This is a genomic window from Paeniglutamicibacter sp. (assembly GCF_046714615.1).
In the GTDB taxonomy this organism is placed as follows: Bacteria; Actinomycetota; Actinomycetes; order Actinomycetales; family Micrococcaceae; genus Paeniglutamicibacter.
Map to the genome: position 1 here is coordinate 1 of NZ_JBKKAP010000078.1, position 24,583 is coordinate 24,583.

The window sequence follows — 24,583 nt, forward strand, 5'->3', positions numbered from 1 at the left end:
TTGCGCCCCCCCCCCGGGGGGGCGGGGGGGGGCCCCCCCCCCCCCCGGGGGGCCGGGGCCCCCCCGGCCGCCCCCGCGCTCGGCGTCCACCCCGCGCAGCAACGAGCCGACCTGCGGGCGCAACGACTGCACGGTCGGTGCAAGCTTGGCCACGGCGCCGTCGACCGGCTCCTCGCGGTCCACGTGGTGGATGTACCAGCGGGTGGCACGGTCCAGCAGCCGGCGCAGGTCCAGGTGCAGGCGGCACCAGTGCTGCGCGTCGAAGGAAGCTGGCAGCTCGTTGATGGCAGCGATCTGCTCGTCGAAGGAGTAGATCTCACGCAGCGCCACGAAGGCCTTGGCGACCTGCGCCTCGTCGGCGCCCGTCTCCTCCATGACCCGGAACGCGTAGGTGGTGCCGCCGATGTTGACCATGTCGTTGGCCACCACCGTGGCGATGATCTCGCGGCGCAGCGGGTGGTTAGCCAGCTCCGCGCCGAAGCGCTCGGCGAGCTGGGTCGGGAAGTAGTTGCGCAACGTGGCCGCGAAGTGCGGGTCATCGGGCAGGTCGGACGCCGCCAACGCCCCTGCCAGCTGGATCTTCGCGTACGCCACCAGCACCGACAGCTCGGGGGTGGTCAGCGAACCGCCGGCGGACAGCCGGTCCTCGAGCACCTCGGTGGAGGGCAGGAATTCCAGGTCCCGGTCCAGCTCCGCATGTTCCTCCAGCCAGTCCATGAGCCGTTCGTAGGCAGGGGACATGGCCGCCAGTTCCTGCTTGTCGTTGAGCAGCAGCACGTTCTGGTCGAAGTTGGTCTTCAGCACCAGGCGGGAGACCTCGTCGGTCATCGAGTGCAGGAATTCGGCACGCTCACCGGCCCCCAGCTTGCCGGCAACGACCATGCGGTCCACGAAGATCTTGATGTTGACCTCGTGGTCCGAGCAGTCCACGCCGGCGGAGTTGTCGATGGCGTCGGTGTTCAGGATGACCCCGTGCAGCGCCGCCTCGATGCGCCCGCGCTGGGTCAGGCCCAGGTTTCCGCCCTCGCCGATGACGCGGGCGCGGACCTGTGCCCCGTCCACGCGGATGGCGTCGTTGGCGCGGTCCCCCACCTCGGCGTGCGACTCGTCCGAGGCCTTGACGTAGGTGCCGATGCCGCCGTTGTAGAGCAGGTCCACCGGTGCGCCGAGGATGGCCTTGAGCAGTTCGTTCGGGGCCATGGAGCTGACCGTGGTGCCCAGGCCCAGCACCTGGCGCACCTCGGGGGAAATCGGGATGGACTTCAGCGCTCGGGAGTACACCCCGCCGCCGGCGGAGATCAGGTCCTTGTTGTAGTCGGCCCAGGAGGAGCGGGGCAGCTCGAAGAGCCGCTGGCGCTCGTCGAACGAGGTTCCCGGCTCCGGGCTGGGGTCCAGGAAGATGTCGCGGTGGTCGAAGGCTGCCAGCAGCTTGATGGTGCGGGTGCGCTGCATGCCGTTGCCGAACACGTCCCCGGACATGTCGCCCACGCCGACGGCGGTGAACTCCTGGGTCTGGGTGTCGACGCCGAACTCGGTGAAGTGGCGCTTGACCGATTCCCAGGCGCCGCGGGCGGTGATGCCCATGGCCTTGTGGTCGTAACCCACCGAGCCGCCGGAGGCGAAGGCGTCGCCCAGCCAGTGGCCGCGGTCGGCGGAGATCGCGTTGGCGATGTCCGAGAAGGCCGCGGTGCCCTTGTCGGCGGCGACCACCAGGTAGGTGTCGTCCCCGTCCAGGCGCACCACGTTGGCCGGCGGCACGACCCGCTCGCCGTTTTCGTCGGCGACCAGGTTGTCGGTGATTTCCAGCAGCGAGCGGATGAAGATGCGGTAGGCGGCCTTGCCCTCTTCCAGCCAGCCGCCGCGGTCCACGACGGGGTTGGGCAGTTGCTTCGCGTAGAAGCCGCCCTTGGCGCCGGTCGGCACGATCACCGCGTTCTTCACCATCTGGGCCTTGACCAGGCCCAGCACCTCGGTGCGGAAGTCCTCGCGGCGGTCACTCCAGCGCAGGCCGCCGCGGGCGACCTCGCCGAAGCGCAGGTGTACGCCCTCGAGGCGCGGGGAGCAGACCCAGATCTCGTACTTGGGGCGCGGGAACGGCGCGTCGGTGATCTTCCCGGGCATCAGCTTGAAGGCCAGCGCGGTCGGATCGTTGTAGTAGTTGGTGCGCAGCGTGGCCTCGATGAGGTTCACGAAGCGGCGCAGCAGCTTGTCGGCATCCAGCGTCGGCACCTTTTCCAGGGCCTCGGCAAGCACCGCGTGGGCGGCCTCGATCGCCCAGGCGGATTCCTCGGCACCCAGGGCCGGGTCGAACGTGCCCTCGAAGAGCGCGATGATCCCGTGGGTGACCTCCGGGTTGCCCACCAGGGCGTCGGACATGAAGGTGTAGGAGTTCGAGATGCCCAGCTGGTGCAGGTACCGCGAGTAGGCGCGCAGCAGCGCGACCTGCCGCCAGGACACGCCCTCGAGCAGCACCAGGCGGTTCATGTGGTCGGACTCGGCCTCCCCGGTGACGATGGCGCTGTAGGCCTGGGCGAGCAGCGGCTCGGCCTCCATCGGGTCGATCCCGGCGGGGAACTTCAGGCCGAGGTCGTAGAGGTAGCGTTCATCGGCGCGGGAGGGACTGACGGCGAAGGGACGCTCGTCAATGACCTCCAGACCCAGGTCCTGCAGCACCGGCAGGATCCGCGAGAGCGAGAGCGGGGCGGTGAGGTAGAGCTTCATCCGCGCGTTGATTTCGGAGTCCTCGTCAACCTCGGGTACGTAGAACCTCACCACCGGCCCGGCATGGCCGGGCTGTTCGTACACGCCGAAGCGCTCGATGTCCGCCAGTGCGTCCTCGACCTCGAACTCGACGCGGTAGGCGGCCGGGAAGGCCTCGGCCCAGCTGGCGGCCAGTTCGGTGCCCTGCTCGGGACCGTAGCGTTCATTGGCGGCCACGGCGATTCCCTCGGACCAGGAGCGCACGGCGGCGACGAGGCGCGTTTCCAGCGCCGCGCGGTCCACCACCGGGGTCAGCCCGTGGCGCTGCAGGCGGATCCGGTAGAACAGCCGGACCAGCGAGGATTCGCTCATGCGCGTCTCGAAGTCCATGGACTCGGCATTGAAGGCAGCGCCGAGCTCCTTCTCGATGCGCAGGCGCACGCCGGTGGTGAAGCGGTCGCGCGGCAGGTAGACCAGCGCGGACATGAAGCGCCCGTACACGTCGGGGCGCAGGAAGAGCGAGGTGCGGCGGCGTTCCTGCAGGCGCAGGATGCCCAGCACCGTGGTGGTGAGGTCCGCCACGGAGATCTGGAAGAGCTCGTCGCGCGGGTAGGTCTCCATGATGGTGACGATGTCCTTGCCGGAGTGCGAATCGGGGGCGAACCCGGCGCGCTTGAGCACGGCCTCGACCTTCTCGCGGACCACCGGGACGCTGCGCACAGAGGAAGTGTAGACGCTGGAGGCGAAGAGCCCGATGAATCGGCGTTCGCCGTTGACGTTGCCCTCGGCGTCGAAGCGCTTGACACCCACGTAGTCCAGGTAGATCCCGCGGTGCACGGTGGAGCGGGAGTTGGCCTTGGTGATCACCAGTGCACGCTTGTCGCGGGCCATGGCCCGGCCGCGCTTGGTCAGGTGCTGGAGGCCGCTTACCGGGACCGCATTGCGCATCAGCCCCAAGCCCGATTCGAATTGCAGGCGCAGCACGTCTTCGTTGTTTTCGTTGATCAGGTCGTATTCGCGGTATCCCAGGAAGGTGAAGTTCCCGTCATCCAGCCAGTGCAGCAGGTCAATGGCGGCACCCAGGTCGGGAATGTCGCCCGCGCCGGTGACGGCGGAGAGCGAGTCGGCGATCTCATGGACCTTGTTGCGCATCGGCACCCAGTCCTCCACGGCTGCCCGCACGTCCTTCAGGATGCGCTCGAGCCCGGAGACCAGCGCGGAGACGGCCTCGTCGCTCGGGTCCCCGCCCAGTTCCACGGAAATCCACGATTCGATGGCGGTGTCGCGGTTTTCGGCGACCAGTGCGGAGATCGAAGGCATGGCGGCGGTGTCGCCGCTGGCCAGGTGGCTGTTTGCGGAAACGGTGTGGAAGTTGGTGACGTGTCCGTCGGAAGCGTCGCGGGCCACGAGGAACGTGGGGTGCACGACCACGTTGATGGCGAGTTTTTCCCGCACGATTTCAGCGGTGACCGAGTCGACCAGGAACGGCATGTCGTCGGTGACCACGTAAGCCATGGTCGTTCCTGCATGTCGGGTAACCGCAACGCGGGCCGTCTTCGGTTCCCGCTTCCAGCCTACGGCCAGGTGGGCCCCCACCCGCGATTCAAGTTTCTGCGGCGAGTATGCCGCCGCGTCCTCAGCTGCCAACTGCCCGTAGTAGGTACTTACCAAATCGGGCGTGAGTGTCTCAGCGATGAAAGTTTCGGACATGCTGGACTCCGACGAGTTCAAAAGAACGCCTCCGTGGATCGAGTGTGCGTTTCGCGCCGTTGCGAACCGCTTGTGTTACAACACTATCCCGCCAGGTTACGAACGTCACATCGAAGGCGTGAAGCGGCGCAAGATGGGCGCCTTGGCCTTGATCCGGTGTCCGGCCAGGGCCGCGATCGCCACCCGAAGTCCGGAATGCGGGGCGATTTCTGCTAGGGCGCTGCCTCCCAATAGGGCGGCGTCGACCGCCGCGGGGTCGTGGGGCAGGTACCCCGCGACGGGGACCTCGGGCCCGAAGCGCGCCCACGTCTCGGCCAGCGCCTGGCGCGGGGAGGCACCCACGTTGGCCGCGGAAACCTTGTTGAAGAGCACCTTCACCGCCAGCTCCCCCAGCACCTCGTGCATTTCCTCCAGCGCCCGGATCAGTCGCGGCACCCCGATGCTGTCCGCCGCGCCCACCGCGTAGATCTCATCGGCGATGCGCAGCATCGCAGCGGTGACGCCGTTGCGTTGCGGTGCCGCCGTGTCGAAGGAAAGTTCCTCGTCGAGCTCCAGGGCGGCCGCGACGTCGATGACGATCGTGTCGCAGCCCTCCTGCAGCGCCAACACCGCACGCCGCAACGCGGTCGGGCGCAGCTCCGGCCAGCGGCTGGCGCGCGGCAGCCCGGTGGCCACGCGCATGCGGGCCCCGGCGATCACCACCGGCGCACAGATGCGTTCCAGCTTCGTGGCATCGAACCTGCCCGAATCCACGGTGCGGCAGATCTGGGCGATACCCGCGGCCTCGTCGAGCAGGCCCAGCTGCACCGCCTGGCTGGCTCCGTACGTGTCGGCATCCAGCAGCACCACCTCTTGCTCGCCCAGTGCGCATTCCACGGCATAGTTCAGCGCCAGCAGGGACCGTCCCGGGGATCCGACAGGGCCCCAGAAGACCACGACGCGGGCGCGCTTCTGGGTTGCCCGGTTCGCCGGTTCGCTCGCCTGGGCCTGATTCGGGCCGCGCTCGCGGTGTCCCAGCTCGGCGCGGGCCCGGCCGACCAGGATGCCCAGCTCGGCCGCAGGGGTGTCGGTCGCGGCCACGTAGGCGCCGGCGGCACCCAGCCGCTTGCCCTGTGCCGCGTCGTCGCAGAGCACCACCACCGGCACGCCGCGCTCGATCATCGCATCGATGTCCTGGGTTTCCACCTCTTCCGGCGGCCCGGCCAGGATCACGGCATCGGCCAGCCCGGTTTCGCAAAGCGCAATCACCTCGGTGATCTCGGCGCAGCTGCGGGCCACGGTGAGCACGCCGCGGTGGCTCTCCAGCCGGTCCACCACGGTGCCGTCGTCCCCGTGCACCACCACGGAAATGTTCATGATGCACTGGCCCCGGGGTTGAAGACCACGGTGATGCGGGCGTCGTTGGCCATGGCCTCGAGCAGATCGGCCAGCCCGGTGTCCACCACCAGGATCTCGACCAGGGTTCCGGCCGTGCCGCCGAATCCTGTGGCGCGTTCGGTGCGAGCGGTGACTTCCGCTGCGGGAAGCAGCAGGGTGGGCGGGGCGTAGGCGTTGGCTGAGCGGTCCTTGAGGGACACCCAGACATCGACATGGGCCCCGGAGGTGATGGCCGAGGGCAGGGCATCGGGCAGGTCCATGGACACCGGGCGGCGGTTGGTGCCGTCGTCCAGGCCCAGCGCGCTGCGCGGAAGCAGTTGACCGGCGCGGATCAGGGAATTCGCCCTCTTCCCGGCCAGCAGGCCCGCGTCCGCAGGCACATAGCCCGCCTCCAGCGCGTCAAGCTTCACGTTGACGACGTTGAGTTTCTCCGCGGTGATTTCCTCACCCAGGGAAATGTCCGACTTGGCCGAATACATGGGCGTGGTGCGGTCCATGGAACTGGTCAGGGCAACCACCCCGACGCAGGAGGCCAGCACGATGAGGATGCCCAGCAGCAACCGGGGGTCCTTCCAGCTCGGTTTGCCCAGCCGGCTTGCCGCCACGGCCACCTGATCGTGCGCCTTGTCCATGTCCAAATGCCCCCTCCGCCGCCCATCCCCGCACGTGGTGATCCGTCTGTTGCCCGGCTCGCACGATTGATGGAATGCTCCAACCACGGGACCACTGGTCCCTTTCCGATCCTTGGGGGCCACCCTACGCCGCGTCGGCGACCGGTGAACAGGGGGCGCGCAACAATGGTGGATAACTACCCGGCGGACCTTCACTCCTCGCGGCGCACCCGGGCCAGCGCAGCGAAGGGAATCACGGTCCGGCCCAGCAGCACGGTGGACCGGCGGAATTCGTCGCGTGAATGCAGCGCCACCTCGAGGAAGTCCTGGCCCACCTGATCCAGGGTTCCGCTGGCCAACAGCTGGCCGTCGACCCCGCCAATGCTGATCCTGGCGCGATCGCGCACCAGCACGCGCAGCGCCTGGGCGAATCCGACCCGGCGCTCCCCCGGCGGGGACCCGCTTCCAGCCTCGAGTGCTGTCCACCAGGCCAACGCCTGGATGGGGATAAGCTCCTCGCTGCCGCCGTGGTGGAGCACCAGCCAGTCCTTGCCGATGCCCGCCAGCCGTCCGCCGATGCGTTCCGCCCCGAGCAGCTGCACATCGATGCGCGTGTCCAGGTGCCGGGCCAGTCGCTGCATCAGGGTCTCTCGGGCACGTTCGATCCGCACGAATTCCTGGATTTCACTGTTCTGGTTGCGGGCTTCATCGGCCTCGAATTGCGCTTCAAGATCCGCAAAAAGCGATTCCCATCTCATGAGCACACCCTAGATGCTCAAAAGTTTCCCGCCTACCCCCTAGATTCCTCAATCATGAAGTGTCATCATGCTGTTACAAACAACAACAAATGACATCAAACAGTATCCAAGGAGACCAACATGCGCCCCCAAGACGTCCGCGACGCCCTGTCCGTCACCGGCGTCGTCGCCCTGTCGCTGGGCATGCTTGGCGCAAGCATGGGCATCTGGCGCTCGCTGGAAACGCGCTCCTTCACCGAAACCATGCTCGATGCACGGTCTCTGGAACAACTCACGGGACTGGCCCTGGGCCTGCTGGGAGGGCTGATCCTCGCCTGGCTGCTGGCGTGCCTCGGGCTGGCCGTGGTCGCCCGCCTGGCCTCCGCCCGCGGCCACCGACGCCAGGCAGTGACCCTCGCCGGCCTCGTTCCCGGATTCGTTGCCCGGCTGGCACTGGCGGGCCTGGGCGGATCCATTGTGCTTGCAGCCGGTTCCGTCGGCGCCGGACCCGCCAGCGCCGGCGTCGCCGTTGCCGCCCCCACGCTGCCGCAACCGGACCGGGAGGTTGCTCCTGACGCCGGCCTGGTCCACGAGGCCGAGGCACGGCCTCCCGGATCCGTGGACCCGGCCGGCGTCGAGACGGAATTGCTAAGCCCCGGATGGGTCCCCCACCGCGTTCCGCTGCCGATGCAACGACTCGTCGGGGGCGGCAACACACGCACGGCCGCCGAAGTGGTGGTGCGCCCCGGCGACAGCCTCTGGGCCATTGCCGCCCGGAACCTGCCGGCCGACGCCACCGCCGAGGAAATCTCCGCCGCCTGGCCGCGCTGGTACGCAACCAACCGCCGACTCATTGGCCCGGACCCCAACCGGCTGGACGTCGGCATGGTGCTCGAGGCACCGCGAACCGCGCCGCTGCGGTCCTGACCCGCAGGCCCGCCAACCACCCCTCCGACCTTTTGCACCATCCGCCCACCAGGAGCCCACCATGTCCCTCACAGCGATCATGCCGTCCACCGCGAACGCCGAGCCGTTGCTCTTGCATGAGAACGTCTTTGCAACGCCAGGTGATGCCACCGCGCCGCCGAACAAGGTCAGGCGCTTCCCCGAGGCACTGCGCGCGGGCGCGGCACCTCGCCGGCGGCGTGGTCTCCGTCCCGAACCCGGAACCGAGTCACCGCCGCGCAGCTTCTTGTCACCGGCGGAGCTCGAAGCCGATTTCCACGCGGAGTTCGGGCGCGAATTCGAGAACGATTTTCCGGAAACGACCCCCAACCCCGCGGCCCGGCTTGTCCTTGAACAACTTTTCCCACCCACGAATGCGCTGTTGAGCGTGGAGGAGTCCGTTGCGGCGATCGTGCACGCGGCCGCACCCGCGGTCCTGGAGGTGTTGGCCGGCGCCCGCCCGGCACGCCAGCTGCATCACGCCCTGAGCCCCACGTGCATGAGCAAACTGGAACAGCACATGCGTCTGGGCGCGGTCCATCGGACCGACCCGGAAGCCTGCTGCTATTCCAATCCACGGGTGATGCGCATGCGCATCACCCAGGTCCTGCCACTGGTCTTCGAGGCCGCCGTGATCCTGCGGGACATGCAAAAAGTCCGTGCCACCGCCCTCAGAATAGAACGGTGGCACGGACGCTGGCAGGTTACCGCCCTTGAAATCGGTTAGCGGCGCTTGCCCTTTTTCTTCTTGTTTCCGCCGGCCGGCTTCGTGGATTCCGCACCGGACGTGCGCTCGGTGTGGGTGGCCGCCTCGCCGCTCTCCTCCGGCGCCGTGTAGCGCAGGGTGGCAGGGCGGGCGGGGGCATCGAGCCCCGGGGTGTTCAGCACCGGTTCGCTGGTCATGGAACGGGCGTCGGTGACACCGGGCAGGGAAATCGCCGGGGCCTGCCGGGTTTCCACCTCGATGTTGAAGAGCATGCCGATGCTTTCCTCGCGGATGGATTCCATCATGGTCTGGAACATCAGGAAGCCCTCGCGCTGGTACTCGACCAACGGGTCGCGCTGGGCCATCGCGCGCAGGCCGATGCCCTCCTTGAGGTAGTCCATCTCGTAGAGGTGTTCCTGCCACTTGCGGCCGATGACCGACAGCACCACGCGACGCTCAAGCTCGCGCATGTTTTCCTGGCCGACAGCTTCCTCGCGTGCCGCATACTGCAGGCGTGCATCGGAGAGGATTTCACGCTCGAGCAGCTCGGGAGTGATGGCGTCGTGGTGCCCGGCCTCCTCGGCGACCTCCTCCAGGGTGATGGAAATCGGGTAGAGCTGCTTGAGGTTCACCCACAGCCGCTTCAGGTCCCAGTCCTCGGCGTGGCCCTCGCCGGTGGCCTCGGTGACCATGGCCTTGACCACGTCTTCGAGGAAGTGCGCGACCTTTTCATGCAGGTCCCCGCCCTCGAGGATGCGTCGGCGGTCGCCATAGATGGCCTCGCGCTGGCGGTTCATCACGTCGTCGTACTTCAGCACGTTCTTGCGCTGCTCGGCGTTGGTGCCCTCTACCTGTGCCTGCGCCGTCTCGATGGCCTTCGAAACGATCTTGGATTCCAGGGCCACGTCGTCCGGCATCGAGGGGTTGTTCATGATGCGCTGGGCGGCGCCGGCGTTGAAGCGGCGCATCAGCTCATCGGTCATCGACAGGTAGAAGCGCGACTCGCCGGGGTCGCCCTGGCGTCCCGAACGGCCACGCAGCTGGTTGTCGATGCGGCGGGATTCGTGGCGTTCGGTGCCCAGCACATAGAGTCCGCCGGCGTCGGAGACTTCCTGGGCCTCGGCGTGCACCTGCTTCTTGGCGGCGGCAAAGACGTCGTCCCAGACGCGCTCGTATTCCTCGGAGTTCGTCTCCGGGTCAAGTCCGCGGCGTTCCATCTCGGCGACGGCCAGGAACTCGGCGTTGCCGCCGAGCATGATGTCGGTGCCGCGTCCGGCCATGTTGGTGGCCACCGTGACGGAGCCCTTCTTGCCTGCCTGGGCCACGATCGCCGCTTCGCGGGCGTGCTGCTTGGCGTTGAGTACCTCGTGGCGAATGCCCTGCTTGGCCAGCAGCCGCGCCAGGTATTCGCTCTTCTCCACGCTGGTGGTGCCCACAAGCACCGGCTGGCCGGTGGCGTGGCGCTCGGCAATGTCCTGCACCACCGCATCGAACTTTGCGATCTCGTTCTTGTAGATCAGGTCCGCTTGGTCCTTGCGCAACAACTGCCTGTTGGTGGGAATCTCCACCACGCCGAGCTTGTAGGTGCCCATGAATTCGGCCGCCTCGGTCTGCGCGGTACCGGTCATGCCCGAAAGCTTTTTGTAGAGGCGGAAGTAGTTCTGCAAGGTCACCGTCGCCATGGTCTGGTTCTCGGCCTTGATTTCCACCCCTTCCTTCGCCTCGATGGCCTGGTGCATGCCCTCGGAGTAGCGGCGCCCGGCGAGCGAACGCCCGGTGTGCTCGTCGACGATCATGACCTCGCCGTTGATCACGACGTAGTCCTTGTCGTTCTTGAACAGTTCCTTGGCCTTGATCGCGTTGTTCAGGAACCCGATCAGCGGGGTGTTGGAAGCCTCGTAGAGGTTGTGGATGCCCAGGTAGTCTTCGACCTGTTCGATGCCCGGTTCCAGCACGCCGACGGTGCGCTTCTTCTCGTCGATCTCGTAGTCGACGTCGAGCGTCAGGCGGGCGACCAGCTTGGAGAATTCGGTGTACCAGCGGTTCACGTCTCCCGTGGCCTGACCGGAAATGATCAGCGGGGTACGGGCCTCGTCGATGAGGATCGAGTCGACCTCATCGACGATGGCGAAGTTGTGGGCGCGCTGGACGAGCTCGTCGGAGCTCCAGGCCATGTTGTCGCGCAGGTAGTCGAACCCGAACTCGTTGTTCGTGCCGTAGGTGATGTCCGCTTCGTACTGCTTGCGCCGCATCTCCGGGTCCTGGTTGGACAGGATGCAGCCGCTGGTCAGGCCAAGGAAGCGGTAGACGCGTCCCATCAGGTCCGACTGGTACTCGGCCAGGAAGTCGTTGACGGTGACCACGTGGACACCCTTGCCGCTCAGGGCGTTGAGGTAGGCCGGAGCGGTGGCGACCAGGGTCTTGCCCTCGCCGGTCTTCATTTCGGCAATGTTGCCCATGTGCAATGCGGCGCCGCCCATAAGCTGGACGTCGAAGTGGCGCATGCCCAGGGTGCGGTCGGCGGCCTCGCGGACCGCGGCAAATGCCTCGGGCAACAAGTGGTCCAAGGACTCGCCGTCGGCGATGCGCGCCCTGAACTTGTCTGTTTCACCACGCAGCTCCGCATCGCTGAGGGCACGGAATTCGCTATCAAGCACGTTGATGGCGTCTGCGTATCCCCGCAACGTCTTCAGCGTTTTCTTGTCGCCGGTACGCAGGATACGTTCAAGCAGTGATGCCACGAGGCAGCTCCCAAATCTCAAGCACAGGAATTCTGGCGTGTTCAGTCTACGTGAGAGATTGCTTTCACCTGTGGCTTTTAGCTGGATTCAGGCGAGCTTAGTGAAAACTCCAAGGCTGCTGCCAGATTCCCCTGTGCCGAAACCACCACCTCGCCGAGCCCCAGCCAACGCGCCATGAGGCGCAATTCGGACGCCAGTTCGGCCGCGGTGTTCCCCGGAGCGCCGGCCTCTGCGAAGGCCCCGCGGACCAGAAGCTGCTTGTTGGCCCGGTCTGCCTTCAAATCGACCCGGGCGACCAGATGTTCGCCGAGCAGGAAGGGAAGGACGTAGTATCCGTAGACGCGTTTGGCCTCGGGGGTGTAGATCTCCAGGCGGTAGGTGAACCCGAACAGCTTTTCGATGCGGCGGCGGTTGAACACCATCGAGTCAAAAGGGCCCAACAGTGCCCTTCCGGCGGCGGCCCGGGGAACAACGGTGCCGGGCAACAGATAGAAGGTGTCCTGCAGCCCGGTCACGCCCACCTTTTCCAGGACCCCGTTCCCGACCAAGTCCTCAAGCACCTCGGCGCTTTGGCGCAGCGGCAGCCGGAAATAGTCGGCCAGGCAATGCACGGTGCCCACCCCGTGTGCCCTGGCGGCGGCCAGCAGCAGCCGTTCCATCCCCCGGCGGCGCTCTTGTTCCGTCGCGGGGCCTTGGGGTTCGGGGAACACCCGGTGCAGCGAGGTGTAGCGGCGTTCAAACGCACCATTCCGGCCCTCGGTGCTGATCATTCCCTCCGCAAACAATGCCTCCAGGGCGCGCTTGACCGCGGACCAGTTCCAACCCCAATTCTCCTGGTCCCTGACGTGCTCGTGGCCAAGTTCAGCGGAGACCTCACGGGAGGTCAGCGCCGTGCCCTTGGCGAGCAGATCCAGGATCCGGAGCGCCAGCGCGCGCCCGTTGTCGTCGATGGTCTTCATGCTTCCGGGCCATGAACGTTGTTGCCACGGCACGAGGTCGCGGAAATGTTCGCTGCGCACCAGCGAGGCCTCGTGCGCCCAGTATTCAACGACCTTCCGCGGGCGTTGCACAGCGAGCCGATCCAGCAGGTCCGGGGCGTAGGGACCCAGCCGGGAAAAGATCGGCAGGTACTGGGCACGGGCCAGGACGTTGACCGAGTCGATTTGGATCAGTTCCAGACGCGCAAAGGTCCGGCCCACCGCTCCAAGGTTGATTGGTGCGGTGGGCCGGACCTTATGCAGCCCTTGGGCTGCCACGGCGATCCGACGGGCCTGCGATGCGGAAAGAATCCTGCTCATGAACCCATCGTAGGTCCCGCGGTGCTAGGCGTTGGCCGGTTCCGGATCGCGGTATCGGCGTGTCTCCAGCGTCGCCTCATCGGTGGCGTCCGGGTCCAGGGTGATGGTGCCGTAGGAGTACTGCTGGTTGCCCTTGCCCTTGCGGGCGTAGACGACCGAGTGTGCCCCGGTTGCCGCATCCACGAAGAGATAGAAGGGGTGCCCGATCATTTCCATGCGGTCAACGGCATCGTCGACGCTCATGGTCTCCGCAGGGAAGACCTTGCGGCGGATCTCGATGGGCGGCGCGCCGTTCTGGTTGGCGTCGGCGGCCTGTCGGGCTTCTTCGTCCTGCTGGGCAAGGCGCGTCGATTCGTGCAGCGGAAGCGAGCTGTCGGCCGGTTCTAGGCGGCTGGTGGCCTGGTGGACGGCCGTCGGGGTCTGGCGTCCGTGGTGGATCTTGCGACGATCCCTTGCCTTGCGCAAACGTTCGAGAAGCTTTGCGAACGCGGTGTCGAAGGCGGCGAACTTGTCCGCGGCCTTGGCCTCGGCGCGGATCGCGGGGCCACGGCCCAGGACCGTCAATTCGACGGTCAGAGCAGTGTCCGCGTTGCGTGCGTGCTGCTCCTTGGTGACCTTGATGTCCAAGCGCTGGATCTTCGTTGCAAGCTGATCGACCTTGTCGATCTTCTCGTCCACGTACTCGCGGAACCGATCCGTAACACTGACATTGCGTCCGTTGATCGTCATCTCCATGGTGTCCTCCATCATTGCTCAGGTGACACATCAGCGACCGAGGAATTCACTCCTTCCGGTCGCTGAAGATGGGTTCGTTTCCCCTTGAAGGGTGCCCATACCTCACCCTATGACAGATGCCACAATAATCAAGGATGTACGGATTATTACTTCATCGCGTTGAGCGAACAGGACGTTTTTCGTCCGGGGCCGGTGTCGCGGCCAGCACCACGGCACCGCACACCGGAAGCCCTGCCTCGGCCAGCGCGCGTTGCGCCTCGGCCAGCGTCGAGCCGGTGGTCAGCACGTCGTCGACGAGAAGGACCTGGACGCCTTGGGCGGCGAGGCGGGCCAGCGATCGCCTACCGGTTGTGCACATGGAATTTCTCACCGCACCCCGGGCGCGTCGCCCCTTGCCCTTCTGGGCCGAGGTGAATTGCCGCGTTGCCCGGTAGCGCACCAGCCGGGCCACCTGGATCCGTCCGGGAAGCACCCGTGCCCGCCGCAGCCCTCCCAGCAACAGGCCAACCGGGAAATATCCGCGCCGGTTCCGCGCCTGCAACCTGGTGGGCACCGGCACCAGCACCACCGGCACCCCGGGCGCGGCCAAGGTGTCCATGGCGGACTTCACGGCACGGGCCAGCGGCGGCACCAGGATCCGTGCCAGGCCCGGCATCTGGTGGTTCTTGTAGGCGAGGATGACGGCGGCCAGCTCGTGATCGTAGGCGCCGGCGGCAACCACGGGCAGGGGCTCGTTGCGCTGGTTCAGCGGCAGGGCCTCGGCCCGGTGCTCGACCCGCCGGGGATGGAGGCACGCAGTGCGCAGGGCCCTGGCGCAGCGCACGCACACTGGCGCATCCGGACGCCGGCAGCAGACGCAATCCACCGGCAGCAGCAGGGCCGCGGTGCCACGCACCGCCGAGCGCACGGCGTACGCGGCCCCGTTCACCCACCATGCATCGAGGCGCCGGAGCCAGTGCCGGGCAGGAGTGTCCCCGGCGGGAACCGCCCTTTTGTAGATGGCATCCGGATCGGGCCGAACCCGGTTTCTCATGCCCTCCAGCATGTGCCCGCGTGCCACGTCGGCGCATCCCGCCACTGGCGGGCTGTGGAGAACCGCGGCCCGGGCATGGCTCAGCCCGGGTAGGACAGGTCCCGCACCATGTCTTCCATGATGTGCCAGGAGTTGCCCACGCGCGAGTGGATGTCGTCCTTCGTCTCGGCGTAGACCGGGCGGCGTTCCCCGGGTCCGGCGGACAGGCCGACCATGCCCAACAACGGCAGGTATTTCACCCGGGTGCCTGTCAGGCTGATCTCTTCGGCCGCGACCTTTTCGGTGGTGCTCGTGGAGGAGACGATCACCGAGACATCGGAGTTCCAGACCGCATGGGTGGCCGGGACCTCGGGGTAGATGGGCTTCGGCGGGGCGAAGCCGCGCGGGGCGCCGTCGGCATCACGCAGGATCCCGCTGATCGCCACGCTCGTTTCGCCGTCCTTGGACGAGACGATCAGGGCCCGGGTGCCGTCGCGCGAGACACGCAGCGAGCTGACCTTGGCGTCGGCGAGCCAGTCGGCGGTGATCGGCCGGACCTTGCCGTTCAGTGCGGTGTCCGCCGGCACCGCCAGAACCCTGGTGGTCGAGGAATTGTCGACGGTCCAGGTCCACCCGTGGGCGTCCATGGAGGGCCGGACCAGGTCCTTGCCGGTGGCGACCACGGAGCTGCTGCCGTCCTCGTCGACGACGACGAGGGTGGAGAGGGACCCGTCCAGGAACGCATAGCGGTTGCCCAGCGGGCTCATTGCGGGCAGTCGCGGGTGGTAGCCGGCGATGTCGCCGATGCCGCCCACCAGCCGCAGGGACTTGCCCTTGAGGTAGTACAGCGCGTGGTCAACGACCCCGATCTGGGTGTCGGGCACCGCGGGGTTGATTTCCGCAACCACGAATTCAGGGTCCTTCGGGCCTGCCTTGACCTCGGACTGCTCGTCGGTCATCACCACCGAACGCACGCTGCCCAACCCGCCGAGGGTCAATTCAAGCTGCTGCTGCATTTGCTGCCGCGACAATTCGGTGGAGTCCAGGAACGTTGCCGAGCTCAAATCGACGGTGGCCCGCTGCGACTCGATCGGCACCGAGGAACGGACCAGGCCGCTTCCGCCCGGGAAGGCGGAGACCACCGCATTTTCCAGGTAGTCGGCCGGGCCTGCCAGCAGCGCCTCGACCACGGCTGCGGCGACGCCCGTGCGGGTCGGGAACCAGCGCACGTCGGGGACGGCATAGTGGAAGCTGACGTCGTAGAAGTACAGGGTCTGCGCGGCAAAGAGGTGGGTGAAGTTGGCCGTATCCAACATGATGCCGTCGGGCAGCTGGGAGATGCGCCATTGCCCGTCGACCTTCTCCAGGGACACGTCAAGGGCCCGGGTGGTGTGCGGCGGCATTTCGGTCATGATGCCGGCCGCGTCGATCTCGGAGACGACCTCCAACTGGATGGTGTAGCTGTTGGCCTTGGCCCCGGGAATCACCGAGGGGCTGTCGTCGTAGACCAGGGTCCGCACCGAGCCCTTCCAGATGCCCGACTGCTTCGGGTTCAGGTAGTCGCGGGCGACCTTGTAGTCGTCCTGCGCCGCGACGCCGGCCTGGATGAAGCCCTCGACGATTTCCCGCGCACTCATGTCGGGCTTCGGCCCGGGGGCGGTGAACTGCACGTCGCCGTTCTCCGCGGCGTTGCTCCCGTCCAGGGCGATGGACTGGACAGGTGAGTTGCGCGGGATCTCCGAGCAGCCGGTGAGCACCAGCACGATTCCCAGGAGCACCGCCAGCATCCTTGCGGGCATGGGGCGTTTCCTAGTCATGGAGGTGGTGCCTTCCTGGGGTGTGCGCCGGGGTGCCGGGCGCGGGTGCGTCGGGGCCCGGGGATTCCTCGGGGATCAGCGGCGGGGCGGGCTTGAAGCCGATGGCCGGGATCTCCCCGGTCAGCGGGAAGGAGACGACCATGCCGCCATCCAGCACCGCGTCGGCCAGCACGATCGGTTCCAGCGGCAGCGGCGAGGCAACGATCTGGTTGCCCAGGATCCGCGGCAGCGTCAGCCGGAAACAGGATCCGACGCCGCGCTCACCCCAGGCCTCGAGCCTGCCCTCGTGCAGCCGGGTGTCTTCCATCGCGATGGACAGGCCGAGGCCCGAGCCGCCGGTGGTGCGTGCGCGGGCGGGGTCCGCCCGCCAGAAACGGTCAAAGACCCGGCCGGCGGAATCCGGGCTCATGCCGATGCCGCGGTCGCGCACGGTGATCGCCACCGCGTTCTGGTTCCCCGCCACGGTGATGTCGATCGGGTTGCCCTCGCCGTGTTCCACGGCGTTCATGACCAGGTTGCGCACCACGCGTTCGATGCGGCGCGCATCCATTTCCGCCACGGCTCCCCCGGACGGGGTGCCCAGGCGCAGCACCGAGCCCATGGCGTCGGCGTGCGGGGTGGCCGCGTCGATCACGCGCCGGGCCACCGTGACCAGGTCGTTGGGCTCGGCATCGAGCACCGCCACCCCGGCGTCGAAGCGGGAGACCTCCAGCAGGTCGTTGAGCAGGATCTGGAAGCGCTCGACCTGGTTGTACAGCAGCTCGGCGCTTCGCTTGTTGATCGGGTCGAAGTCCTCGCGCGCGTCGTGCAGCACTTCTGCGGCCATCCGCACGGTGGTCAGCGGCGTGCGGAGCTCGTGGGAGACGTCCGAGACGAAGCGCTGTTGCATCTGCGAGAGCATGGCAAGCTGGTTGATCTGGTCCTGCAGGGACGCCGCCATGTGGTTGAACGAGTTGCCCAGCCGGGCGATCTCGTCCTCCCCGGAGACGACCATGCGTTCCTCAAGCTGACCTGCGGCAAGCTTCTCCGAGACCTGCGCGGCGGCCGCCACGGGACGGACCACGGCACGGGTCACGTACCAGGTGATGCCGCCGACGACCAGCAGCAGCAGCCCGCCGACCAGGCCCATGGCCCGGTTGATGAAGTCGAGGGTCTTTTGCACGCTGGTCAGGTCGTAGACCAGGTAGAGGCCGTATTCGCGCCCCGGCGGCAAGGTCACCTTGGTGCCGAAGATCAGGCCCGGCCCGGCGCTGGCCCCGGTGTTGACCTCGATGGACTGCCAGTAGGTGGCGTTGGACTCCTGGATCTGGGCGGCCAGCGCCTCCGGGACGATGCGCGAGGTCAGGTTGCCGCTGGCGGTGGGGCCGACGTACAGGTTGTCGGCGCCCGGCAGCGGGACCAGCACGAAGTCGCGCGGCACCAGGGCGGTGTCGCCCTCGAGGATCTTCAGGGTGCTGGTCACCAGCGAATGCGTGCTGGAGCGGTCGGTGGTGGCGGCCGAGTCGAAGATGGCGCGCACCTGGTTCAGCCCGCGCAGTGACTCGGATTCGACCTGGTTGAAGCGTTCCTGGAACAGGCCGGTGGCGATCTGGTTGGACAGGAACGCACCGGCACCCAGCAAGGCCAGGGCGGTGAGGAGCACCGCGGAGGTGACCGTGCGGAAAAGCAGCGAGCGGGTCCAGCGCGAACGCAAGGTGTTGCGCGTGCGCACCAGGGCCGCCAGCGTACGGCGGTGCCAGGGGGACGTCCGGGGATGGTGCGCCGGGGTTGCGGGTTCGGCCCGGGCCGGCTCGACGGTGTCCATGCTTCCCGTCATCTCCTGGCTCAGGCCTGCCCCGCCTTGTATCCCACGCCGCGGACGGTCAGCACGACGCCCGGGTTTTCGGGGTCCAGCTCAACCTTCGAGCGCAGGCGCTGCACATGCACGTTGACCAGGCGGGTGTCCGCGGCATGGCGGTAGCCCCACACCTGCTCAAGCAGCTGCTCGCGGGTGAACACCTGCCACGGCTTGCGGGCCAGGGCGACCAGCAGGTCGAATTCCAGCGGGGTCAGCCCGATGGGCTCCCCGGCGCGGGTGACCCGGTGGCCGGCGACGTCGATGCTCAGGTCCCCGATCTTCAGGGTCTCGGGGGCATGCTGTTCGCCGGGGCGCAGCCGGGCACGCACGCGGGCGACGAGTTCGGCGGGCTTGAATGGCTTGGGGACGTAGTCGTCGGCGCCGGATTCCAGGCCGCGGACCACGTCGGCGGTGTCCGACTTGGCGGTCAGCATGACGATGGGGACGTCGTCCTCGGCGCGGATGAGCTTGCAGACCTCGATGCCGTCAAGCCCCGGAAGCATCAGGTCAAGAAGCACCAGATCGGGCTTGACCTCGCGGAAAACACCCAATGCCTTGGCACCGTCGTAGCAGAACACGGCCTCGAAGCCGTCGTTCTGCAACACGATGCCGATCATTTCGGCCAGCGCCTCGTCGTCGTCGACAACCAGGATGCGTGCCTTCATAATCTGCCCTTCCGTAGCCCTGCGCTGGGCGCTGAGATGACCACGCGCCCGGATACCTCAAGAGTACATGAGCAAGCCGGGCAAATCGCCGCGGAAACGGCAATCCACCTCACCATTCACCTCGTTTGCCTCGGCGCTAGACTGGAGCCAACCCAAGGGTCCGGCGCCTGGTTCCGGATCCCTGTGCCACTGGCGGGGACGCGAGGGAGAGCGGGATGCGATGAGTACACACGGAGATTCACCGGCGCCGGGTCCCGAGGACCCCTCAGGCACTCCGGGAGGCTGGGGCCAGCCCCCGCCCGGGTGGAACCAGCCGCCGGGCGGCGGCGGACCCCAGAGCCCGGCCCCGCAACCCGGTCCATCTAGCTGGTGGCCGGCGCCCAAGCCCGGCGTGGTGGAATTGCGGCCCCTGGGCTTCGCCGACCTGCTCGATGCCATCTTCGCGGTGGTGCGTCGCGCCCCGCTGGCCACCGTCGCCAACGCGGTGCTCGCCCAATTGGTGCCGGCCCTGGTTTTGCTGTTGCTGGTGCAGTGGTTGGATATCTCGATCGTTGCCCTGGAACGCGCCCTGGAGGACTTCGCGTCCGCCCCGGACGCCGCCACGCTTGGACCTGTCCTGTGGGCGGAGGCATTCCCCCACCCCTGGCCGGCCTATGCGGGCGCCGCCGCGGCCGTGCTGATCGTGCAGCTGCTGGCCAATGTGCTGGTCGTGGGACCCGCCACGGTCGCGGGAATGCGAGCGGTGCTCGGGCTGCCGACCGGCTGGGGCCAGGGACTGGCACTGGCGCGCGGCGGGATGCTGCGCATCGCCCTGTGGAATGTGCTGCTCGGTGTCGCGGGCATGGTTCTCGTCGCCGTCCTGGTGGCGGTTGCGCTGCTGCTTGCCAGCGCGGTTGGCATCGCGGTGGCGGCGCTCGCGGTGTTTGGCATGTTCCTGGTGCTGGCGCCGCTGTACCTGTGGATCGCCATCCGGATCTGTCTGGTCCCCACGCTGCTGGTCACCCGGCCGCCGGGGATCAAGCGGGCGGTGCGCTCTTCGTGGTCGCTGACCCTGGGATCCTGGTGGCGGGTCCTGGGGCTCCTGCTGGTGATGGCGGTGGTGCTCGGCATCATCGGAGGGATTCTCTCGCAGCTGGCCGCGGTGCTCGGCGGCCAGCTCTTCGGCGCCGCGGCTGACCCCGATGCCCTGGTGTTCCTCGGCATCGTGCTCAATACCCTCATCGGCGCGCTGGGCATGGTGCTGACCCAGCTGATGCTCACCATGTTGCAGGTGGACCTGCGGATCCGCCGCGAACGCCTGGACCTGGCGCTCGCCACCGAGGCGTTGCACCCCGGGAGCAGCCATCCGATCCCCGGATACGGGGCGCCGGGTGCGGCAGCAACAGGCACCTAGCCGTCGACGCGGACCTGGTTCAGCGCCTCCGCATAGGCGGCCAGGCGCCCGAGCACTGCGGTGGCCTTCGCCGGGGACAGCTCCCCAAGCCCCGCGGTGGGGCTCAGCACCAGTGCGCCCAGGGCCGCATCGGGCAGGCCGAGCTGGCGCCAGGGCCGACGGATCGCGTTGACCGCCTCGACGACGCCGGGCGGCTTCGATTCCGGGTCCACGCAGCCCAGCCAGAAGCGGCTGCCCGATTCCACTGCGGCTGCCACCAGTTCCCAGCCCGGCACGGTGAGCGAGGCGGCGTTGGCGCCCAGCCCGTCGGCGCCGGCCTCCAGTGCCGTGGCGGCAAGCGTCGTCCAGGTCCCGGGCTCGGCGTCGGCGCCGATGACGACCTCGGCGGCACCCGCCCCGTGCAGCCCGTCGACAAGTTCGCTCCACCAGCCGCGAAGCTCTGCGGCGGGGACCGAACGCAGCGTGCGGTAGCCGCTGGAGGTGGGCAGCGTCCCGTTGAGCACCGAGCCGGCGTCCGGCTCGTCGATGTAGACGGTGATTTGTTGGGCTCCGGTGGTCCGGGCCAGGGTCTGCAGGTGCCGCACCGCGCCCAGGGCCAGGGACTGGGCCAGGTCGCGGCGCGCCCCGTGGTCGGACACGGCGCGTTCACCGTGGTGCAGGTGCAGGTTGGCGGCCATCGTGGCCGGGCCCGGGAACTGGATCTTCAGCTCGGTGCCGGGTTTTTCCTCGGCTCCGATGGCATCCGCCAGCACGTTCATGTCGGTGCGCAGCGCCGAGGCGGCGCGCCTGGCATCGATGCCGGGCGCGGCGGCCAGCCGCCAGCCGTGCGGCTGCAGGTCGACGGCCAGGTCCTCGAGCAGCTGCGCGCCGCGGCCGATCGGGTCCGAACCGATGCCACGGGCGGGAAGCTGGTGCAGGTGCGGCAGGTTCGGTGCACCGATCTCGCCGCGGATCACCAGCAGCGATTCCATCGGGTCGGTGCCTGGCATGGGGCCGTGCGCGCTGGCCCGGACCTGGCGCTCGGCAGGTTCCCGGAGAATATCTTGGTCCATCGGGGGCATCAACTAGTTTCCGGACTCGGCGTGCGTTGCGGAAATGTTGTTGTGGTGCCTGATGACCTCGGAAATGATGAAGTTCATGAATTTCTCGGCGAACTCCGGGTCAAGGTGTGCCTCCTGGGCCAGCCGGCGCAGGCGCTCGATCTGCGCCTTTTCCCGTCCCGGGTCGCTCGGCGGCAGCGCGTGTACGGCCTTGAGGTGGCCCACCCGCTGGGTGGCCTTGAAGCGTTCTGCCAAGAGGTAGACCAGGGTGGCGTCGAAGTTGTCGATGCTGCTGCGGATGGACAGCAATTCGGCCATGACCTCGTCCTGGACCGTGTCGGCCAGGGAGCTGGCAGCGGGGTCGTAGGCGCCGGTCTCTGCGTTGTCCGCGGCCTGCGGGTTCTTCTGTTGGCTCATGCTTTCAAGTCTAGGGTTGCCCGCTACATTGCGCCCAACCGTGACGCGCGGGCCGCCCGCCAATCAGCTTTGGGCTGATATGTTCCACCCCGGCCAGTCCCCCGCCGCAGCATCGGGCGAAGGCAACGGGGGGCGGCCCACCGCGGTGGATCACCCCCCAGAGGCCCCGCCGGCGGCGGGGCCATCGTCACCCGGCCCTCAGGAAGGCCTCGCGGCGGATCGCCTGCTCCACCGGATCCGGGACCGGCAGCGAGGCGATGAGCCTGCGGGTGTACGGGTGGTGCGGGTCGCCCATGACCTGGTTGCCGATGCCCTCCTCGACGAGCTTGCCGCGGTACAGCACCCCCACCCAGGTCGAAAGCATGTCGACCACTGCCAGGTCGTGGGAGATGAACAGGGCCGCGAAGCCCAGCTCGGCCTGCAGCTCCTTGAACAGCTCCAGCACCTTGGCCTGCACCGAGACATCCAGCGCGCTGGTCGGTTCGTCGGCGATCAGCAGCTTCGGGTCAAGGGCCAGCGCCCTGGCCAGCGAGGCGCGTTGGCGTTGTCCGCCGGAGAGCTCGTGCGGGAAGCGGGCGGCAAACTCCTTGGGCAGCTGCACCGCCTCGAGCAGCTCGTCGACCCGCTTGCGGGCGGCCCGGGCATCCAGCGCCTTGTGCACGAAGAGCGGCTCGGCGACGCATTCGCCGATGCTCAACTGCGGGTTGAAGCTGGCAGCCGGGTCCTGGAACACGAACCCGATGTCCTGGCGCAGCTTCTTGAAGGTGCGTTCCTTGAAATCGAGCATCTCGTAGCCCAGGACCTTCAGCGAACCGGAGCTGACCTTGTTCAGCCCGGCGATGGCCCGGCCGATGGTGGTCTTCCCGGACCCCGATTCACCCACCAGTCCGTAGACCTCACCGGCGCAGATCTGCAGGGAGACATCGTCCACCGCGGTGAACGAGGGTGTTCCCATGCGACCCGGGTAGACGATGGACAGGTTTCTCGCCTGGACCAGCACCTCCTTGTCCTGGCCGGAGCGTTCGGTCATCCCGGCGGAGGCCGAGTGCCGGCCCAGGTGCGGCACCGCCGCCAGCAGCGCCTTGGTGTAGTCCTCGCGCGGAGCGGCAAAGAGCTCGGCGCTCGGCGCGCTCTCCACGATCTTCCCCTGGTACATCACCACCACCCGGTCTGCCAGGTCGGCGACCACGCCCATGTTGTGGGTGATCAGCACGATCCCGGTGTTGAAGTCGTCGCGCACCTCGCGCAGCAGCTCCAGGATCTCGGCCTGCACCGTGACATCCAGCGCCGTCGTCGGCTCGTCGGCCACGATCAGCGCCGGGTTCAGGGCCAGGGCCGCGGCGATGATGACGCGCTGCTTCTGCCCACCGGAGAACTGGTGCGGGTAGTAATTCACCCGCTTCTCGGGTTCCGGGATGCCGACCTTGCGCAGCACCTCGATGGTGCGGGCCTTGGCTTCCTTCCTCCCGACCTTGCCGTGGGCGCGGATGCCCTCGGCGATTTGCCAGCCCACGGTGTACACCGGGTTCAGGGCGGTGGAGGGTTCCTGGAACACCATGGCGACCTCGTCCCCGCGCACGGCGCGCAGTTCGCGGGCGCCCAGGGTGAGCATGTTGCTGCCCTTGAGCACCACCGCCCCGCGGGCCACGGCGGTCTCTGCGAGCAGCCCCAGGATGGTGCGGGCGGTCACCGACTTGCCGGAGCCGGATTCGCCGACGACCGCGACGACCTCCCCGGCGGCGACCTCGAAGCCGACCCCGCGCACCGCCGGGACCTCCCCGGCGTCGGTGGTGAAGGTGACCTCGAGGTCCTTGATTTCCAGGACGGTGCCCTCGGCGCGGCCGATCACGTCCCTGCGGTGTGCGTTCATGCTGTGGCCTTTCCGCCGCGACGCTTTGCTTTTCGGCGTATCCGCAGGCGCGGATCGGCCAGGTCGTTCATGGATTCGCCGACCAAGGTCAGCCCGAGCACCGTAAGCACGATGGCCGCGCCCGGGAAGACGCCGGTCCACCAGATGCCGCTGGTGGCGTCCGCGAGCGCCCGGTTCAGGTCAAAGCCCCATTCTGCGGCCGCGGTGGGTTCGATGCCGAAGCCCAGGAAGCCCAGACCGGCCATCGTCAGCAAGGCCTCGGAGGCGTTGAGTGTGAAGATCAGCGGCAGCGTGCGGGTCGCGTTGCGGAAGATGTGGCGGGACATGATCCGCACGTTGGAGGCGCCGACGACCTTGGCCGACTCGACGAAGGGCTCGGCCTTCAGCCGCACGGTTTCGGCGCGGATGACGCGGAAGTACTGCGGGATGAATACCACGGTGATGGAGATGGCAGCCGCCATGATGCCGCCCCACAGGCTCGATTGCCCTTGGGAGATCACGATCGACATCACAATGGCCAGCAGCAGCGAGGGGAAGGCGTAGATGGCGTCGGCCAGCACCACCAGCACGCGGTCCAACCAACCGCCGATGTAACCGGAGACAAGGCCCAATGCGACGCCGATGAAGATCGAGAAGACCACAGCCACGACGATGACGCCCAAGGCAGTCTGGGCGCCCCAGAGTGTGCGCGAATACACGTCGAATCCGCCTACGGTGGTGCCCCACAGGAATTTTTCTCCCGGGGGGTCCTGGGTGGGGAAATTGCCCTGCGCGTCGGAAAGTTGCGCGAACCCGAAGGGTGCCAGGACCGGGGCGAGAAGGGCGGTGAGCAGGAAGGCGACGGTCAGCACCAGTCCCGCCACCAGCATCCCCCGCTGGAGCCCCGCGCTCATCCGGTAGTGGGAAACGATCGGCAGCCGCGTCCACAGCGGCTTTTTGGCCCCGATGGCCGTAGGGGTTGTTGTGCCCATG

Annotated in this window: 18 protein-coding genes; 3 read left to right on the forward strand and 15 right to left on the reverse strand. The window is 67.7% G+C overall.

The features are described 5' to 3' along the window. The 4 genes from ACLQ7E_RS08315 to ACLQ7E_RS08330 all read right to left on the reverse strand — a co-directional run. Positions 1–4,410, reverse strand: a 4,410-nt coding sequence (locus tag ACLQ7E_RS08315) for an NAD-glutamate dehydrogenase (RefSeq protein WP_411732110.1), incomplete at its 3' end; no start/stop codon positions are given. Between the two features lie 105 nt (positions 4,411–4,515). Then, entirely contained in the window at positions 4,516–5,766 is a 1,251-nt protein-coding gene (locus ACLQ7E_RS08320; RefSeq protein WP_411732111.1) for a CpaE family protein, read from the reverse strand. Next, entirely contained in the window at positions 5,763–6,419 is a 657-nt protein-coding gene (locus ACLQ7E_RS08325; RefSeq protein ID WP_411732112.1) for an SAF domain-containing protein, read from the reverse strand. Before ACLQ7E_RS08325 ends, ACLQ7E_RS08320 begins: the two co-directional genes overlap by 4 nt. A gap of 191 nt (positions 6,420–6,610) precedes the next feature. After that, positions 6,611–7,156 carry a hypothetical protein gene (locus ACLQ7E_RS08330; RefSeq protein ID WP_411732113.1) on the reverse strand — a complete coding sequence of 182 codons (546 nt, stop codon included), beginning with the start codon at positions 7,154–7,156 and terminating at the stop codon, positions 6,611–6,613. Positions 7,157–7,276: 120 nt separating this feature from the next. Between ACLQ7E_RS08330 and ACLQ7E_RS08335 the strand changes: the two genes are divergently transcribed. Together ACLQ7E_RS08335 and ACLQ7E_RS08340 are read left to right on the forward strand one after the other, a co-directional pair. After that, a complete protein-coding gene (locus ACLQ7E_RS08335) occupies positions 7,277–8,062 on the forward strand; it encodes a LysM peptidoglycan-binding domain-containing protein (protein WP_411732114.1) in 786 nt (261 codons plus the stop codon). A gap of 61 nt (positions 8,063–8,123) precedes the next feature. Next, positions 8,124–8,807: an Rv3235 family protein gene (locus tag ACLQ7E_RS08340; RefSeq protein WP_411732115.1), complete on the forward strand. Its 684-nt coding sequence runs from the start codon at positions 8,124–8,126 to the stop codon at positions 8,805–8,807. On the opposite strand, the gene secA is transcribed toward ACLQ7E_RS08340, so the two are convergent. The 7 genes from secA to mtrA all read right to left on the reverse strand — a co-directional run bounded on the left by secA (position 8,804) and on the right by mtrA (position 18,891). Then, positions 8,804–11,527: a preprotein translocase subunit SecA gene (gene secA / locus ACLQ7E_RS08345; protein ID WP_411732116.1), complete on the reverse strand. Its 2,724-nt coding sequence runs from the start codon at positions 11,525–11,527 to the stop codon at positions 8,804–8,806. The genes ACLQ7E_RS08340 and secA overlap by 4 nt on opposite strands. Positions 11,528–11,604: 77 nt before the next feature. Further along, positions 11,605–12,825 (reverse strand): winged helix-turn-helix domain-containing protein, encoded by a 1,221-nt coding sequence (locus ACLQ7E_RS08350; RefSeq protein WP_411732117.1) that lies wholly within the window; start codon positions 12,823–12,825, stop codon positions 11,605–11,607. Positions 12,826–12,849: 24 nt separating this feature from the next. Continuing rightward, entirely contained in the window at positions 12,850–13,560 is a 711-nt protein-coding gene (gene hpf, locus ACLQ7E_RS08355; protein WP_411732118.1) for a ribosome hibernation-promoting factor, HPF/YfiA family, read from the reverse strand. 151 nt (positions 13,561–13,711) lie between these two features. Further along, a complete protein-coding gene (locus tag ACLQ7E_RS08360) occupies positions 13,712–14,593 on the reverse strand; it encodes a ComF family protein (protein ID WP_411732119.1) in 882 nt (293 codons plus the stop codon). 80 nt (positions 14,594–14,673) lie between these two features. Continuing rightward, positions 14,674–16,389, reverse strand: a complete 1,716-nt coding sequence (locus ACLQ7E_RS08365) for an LpqB family beta-propeller domain-containing protein (protein ID WP_411732120.1) — start codon at positions 16,387–16,389, stop codon at positions 14,674–14,676. Then, positions 16,382–18,193 (reverse strand): MtrAB system histidine kinase MtrB, encoded by a 1,812-nt coding sequence (gene mtrB / locus ACLQ7E_RS08370; protein WP_411732121.1) that lies wholly within the window; start codon positions 18,191–18,193, stop codon positions 16,382–16,384. Before mtrB ends, ACLQ7E_RS08365 begins: the two co-directional genes overlap by 8 nt. Before the next feature lie 20 nt (positions 18,194–18,213). Then, positions 18,214–18,891 (reverse strand): MtrAB system response regulator MtrA, encoded by a 678-nt coding sequence (gene mtrA, locus ACLQ7E_RS08375; RefSeq protein WP_411732122.1) that lies wholly within the window; start codon positions 18,889–18,891, stop codon positions 18,214–18,216. 220 nt (positions 18,892–19,111) lie between these two features. On the opposite strand from mtrA, the gene ACLQ7E_RS08380 reads away from it, so the two are divergent. Continuing rightward, complete coding sequence (locus ACLQ7E_RS08380; RefSeq protein ID WP_411732123.1) at positions 19,112–20,284, forward strand: hypothetical protein; 1,173 nt, start codon at positions 19,112–19,114, stop codon at positions 20,282–20,284. On the opposite strand, the gene ACLQ7E_RS08385 is transcribed toward ACLQ7E_RS08380, so the two are convergent. From ACLQ7E_RS08385 to ACLQ7E_RS08400, 4 genes are all read right to left on the reverse strand, one after another. Next, positions 20,281–21,336 carry a hypothetical protein gene (locus ACLQ7E_RS08385; RefSeq protein WP_411732124.1) on the reverse strand — a complete coding sequence of 352 codons (1,056 nt, stop codon included), beginning with the start codon at positions 21,334–21,336 and terminating at the stop codon, positions 20,281–20,283. The genes ACLQ7E_RS08380 and ACLQ7E_RS08385 overlap by 4 nt on opposite strands. A gap of 12 nt (positions 21,337–21,348) precedes the next feature. Continuing rightward, the gene (locus ACLQ7E_RS08390; RefSeq protein WP_411732125.1) at positions 21,349–21,741 is read right to left on the reverse strand and encodes a chorismate mutase; all 393 of its coding nucleotides are present in this window, start codon (positions 21,739–21,741) and stop codon (positions 21,349–21,351) included. A 187-nt stretch (positions 21,742–21,928) separates the two neighbouring features. Then, positions 21,929–23,611, reverse strand: coding sequence for a dipeptide ABC transporter ATP-binding protein (locus tag ACLQ7E_RS08395; protein ID WP_411732126.1), 1,683 nt, complete (start codon positions 23,609–23,611; stop codon positions 21,929–21,931). After that, positions 23,608–24,582 (reverse strand): ABC transporter permease, encoded by a 975-nt coding sequence (locus ACLQ7E_RS08400; protein ID WP_411732127.1) that lies wholly within the window; start codon positions 24,580–24,582, stop codon positions 23,608–23,610. Before ACLQ7E_RS08400 ends, ACLQ7E_RS08395 begins: the two co-directional genes overlap by 4 nt. Position 24,583: the final 1 nt, after the last annotated feature.

Bases quoted from the DNA above. Each gene is read 5' to 3' on its own strand.
- ACLQ7E_RS08320 (WP_411732111.1), bottom strand. From the start codon at position 5,766: ATGAACATTTCCGTGGTGGTGCACGGGGACGACGGCACCGTGGTGGAC.
- ACLQ7E_RS08325 (WP_411732112.1), bottom strand. From the start codon at position 6,419: ATGGACAAGGCGCACGATCAGGTGGCCGTGGCGGCAAGCCGGCTGGGC.
- ACLQ7E_RS08330 (WP_411732113.1), bottom strand. From the start codon at position 7,156: ATGAGATGGGAATCGCTTTTTGCGGATCTTGAAGCGCAATTCGAGGCC.
- ACLQ7E_RS08335 (WP_411732114.1), top strand. From the start codon at position 7,277: ATGCGCCCCCAAGACGTCCGCGACGCCCTGTCCGTCACCGGCGTCGTC.
- ACLQ7E_RS08340 (WP_411732115.1), top strand. From the start codon at position 8,124: ATGTCCCTCACAGCGATCATGCCGTCCACCGCGAACGCCGAGCCGTTG.
- ACLQ7E_RS08350 (WP_411732117.1), bottom strand. From the start codon at position 12,825: ATGAGCAGGATTCTTTCCGCATCGCAGGCCCGTCGGATCGCCGTGGCA.
- hpf (WP_411732118.1), bottom strand. From the start codon at position 13,560: ATGGAGATGACGATCAACGGACGCAATGTCAGTGTTACGGATCGGTTC.
- ACLQ7E_RS08360 (WP_411732119.1), bottom strand. From the start codon at position 14,593: ATGAGAAACCGGGTTCGGCCCGATCCGGATGCCATCTACAAAAGGGCG.
- ACLQ7E_RS08365 (WP_411732120.1), bottom strand. From the start codon at position 16,389: ATGACTAGGAAACGCCCCATGCCCGCAAGGATGCTGGCGGTGCTCCTG.
- mtrB (WP_411732121.1), bottom strand. From the start codon at position 18,193: ATGGACACCGTCGAGCCGGCCCGGGCCGAACCCGCAACCCCGGCGCAC.
- mtrA (WP_411732122.1), bottom strand. From the start codon at position 18,891: ATGAAGGCACGCATCCTGGTTGTCGACGACGACGAGGCGCTGGCCGAA.
- ACLQ7E_RS08380 (WP_411732123.1), top strand. From the start codon at position 19,112: ATGAGTACACACGGAGATTCACCGGCGCCGGGTCCCGAGGACCCCTCA.
- ACLQ7E_RS08385 (WP_411732124.1), bottom strand. From the start codon at position 21,336: ATGGACCAAGATATTCTCCGGGAACCTGCCGAGCGCCAGGTCCGGGCC.
- ACLQ7E_RS08390 (WP_411732125.1), bottom strand. From the start codon at position 21,741: ATGAGCCAACAGAAGAACCCGCAGGCCGCGGACAACGCAGAGACCGGC.
- ACLQ7E_RS08395 (WP_411732126.1), bottom strand. From the start codon at position 23,611: ATGAACGCACACCGCAGGGACGTGATCGGCCGCGCCGAGGGCACCGTC.
- ACLQ7E_RS08400 (WP_411732127.1), bottom strand. From the start codon at position 24,582: ATGGGCACAACAACCCCTACGGCCATCGGGGCCAAAAAGCCGCTGTGG.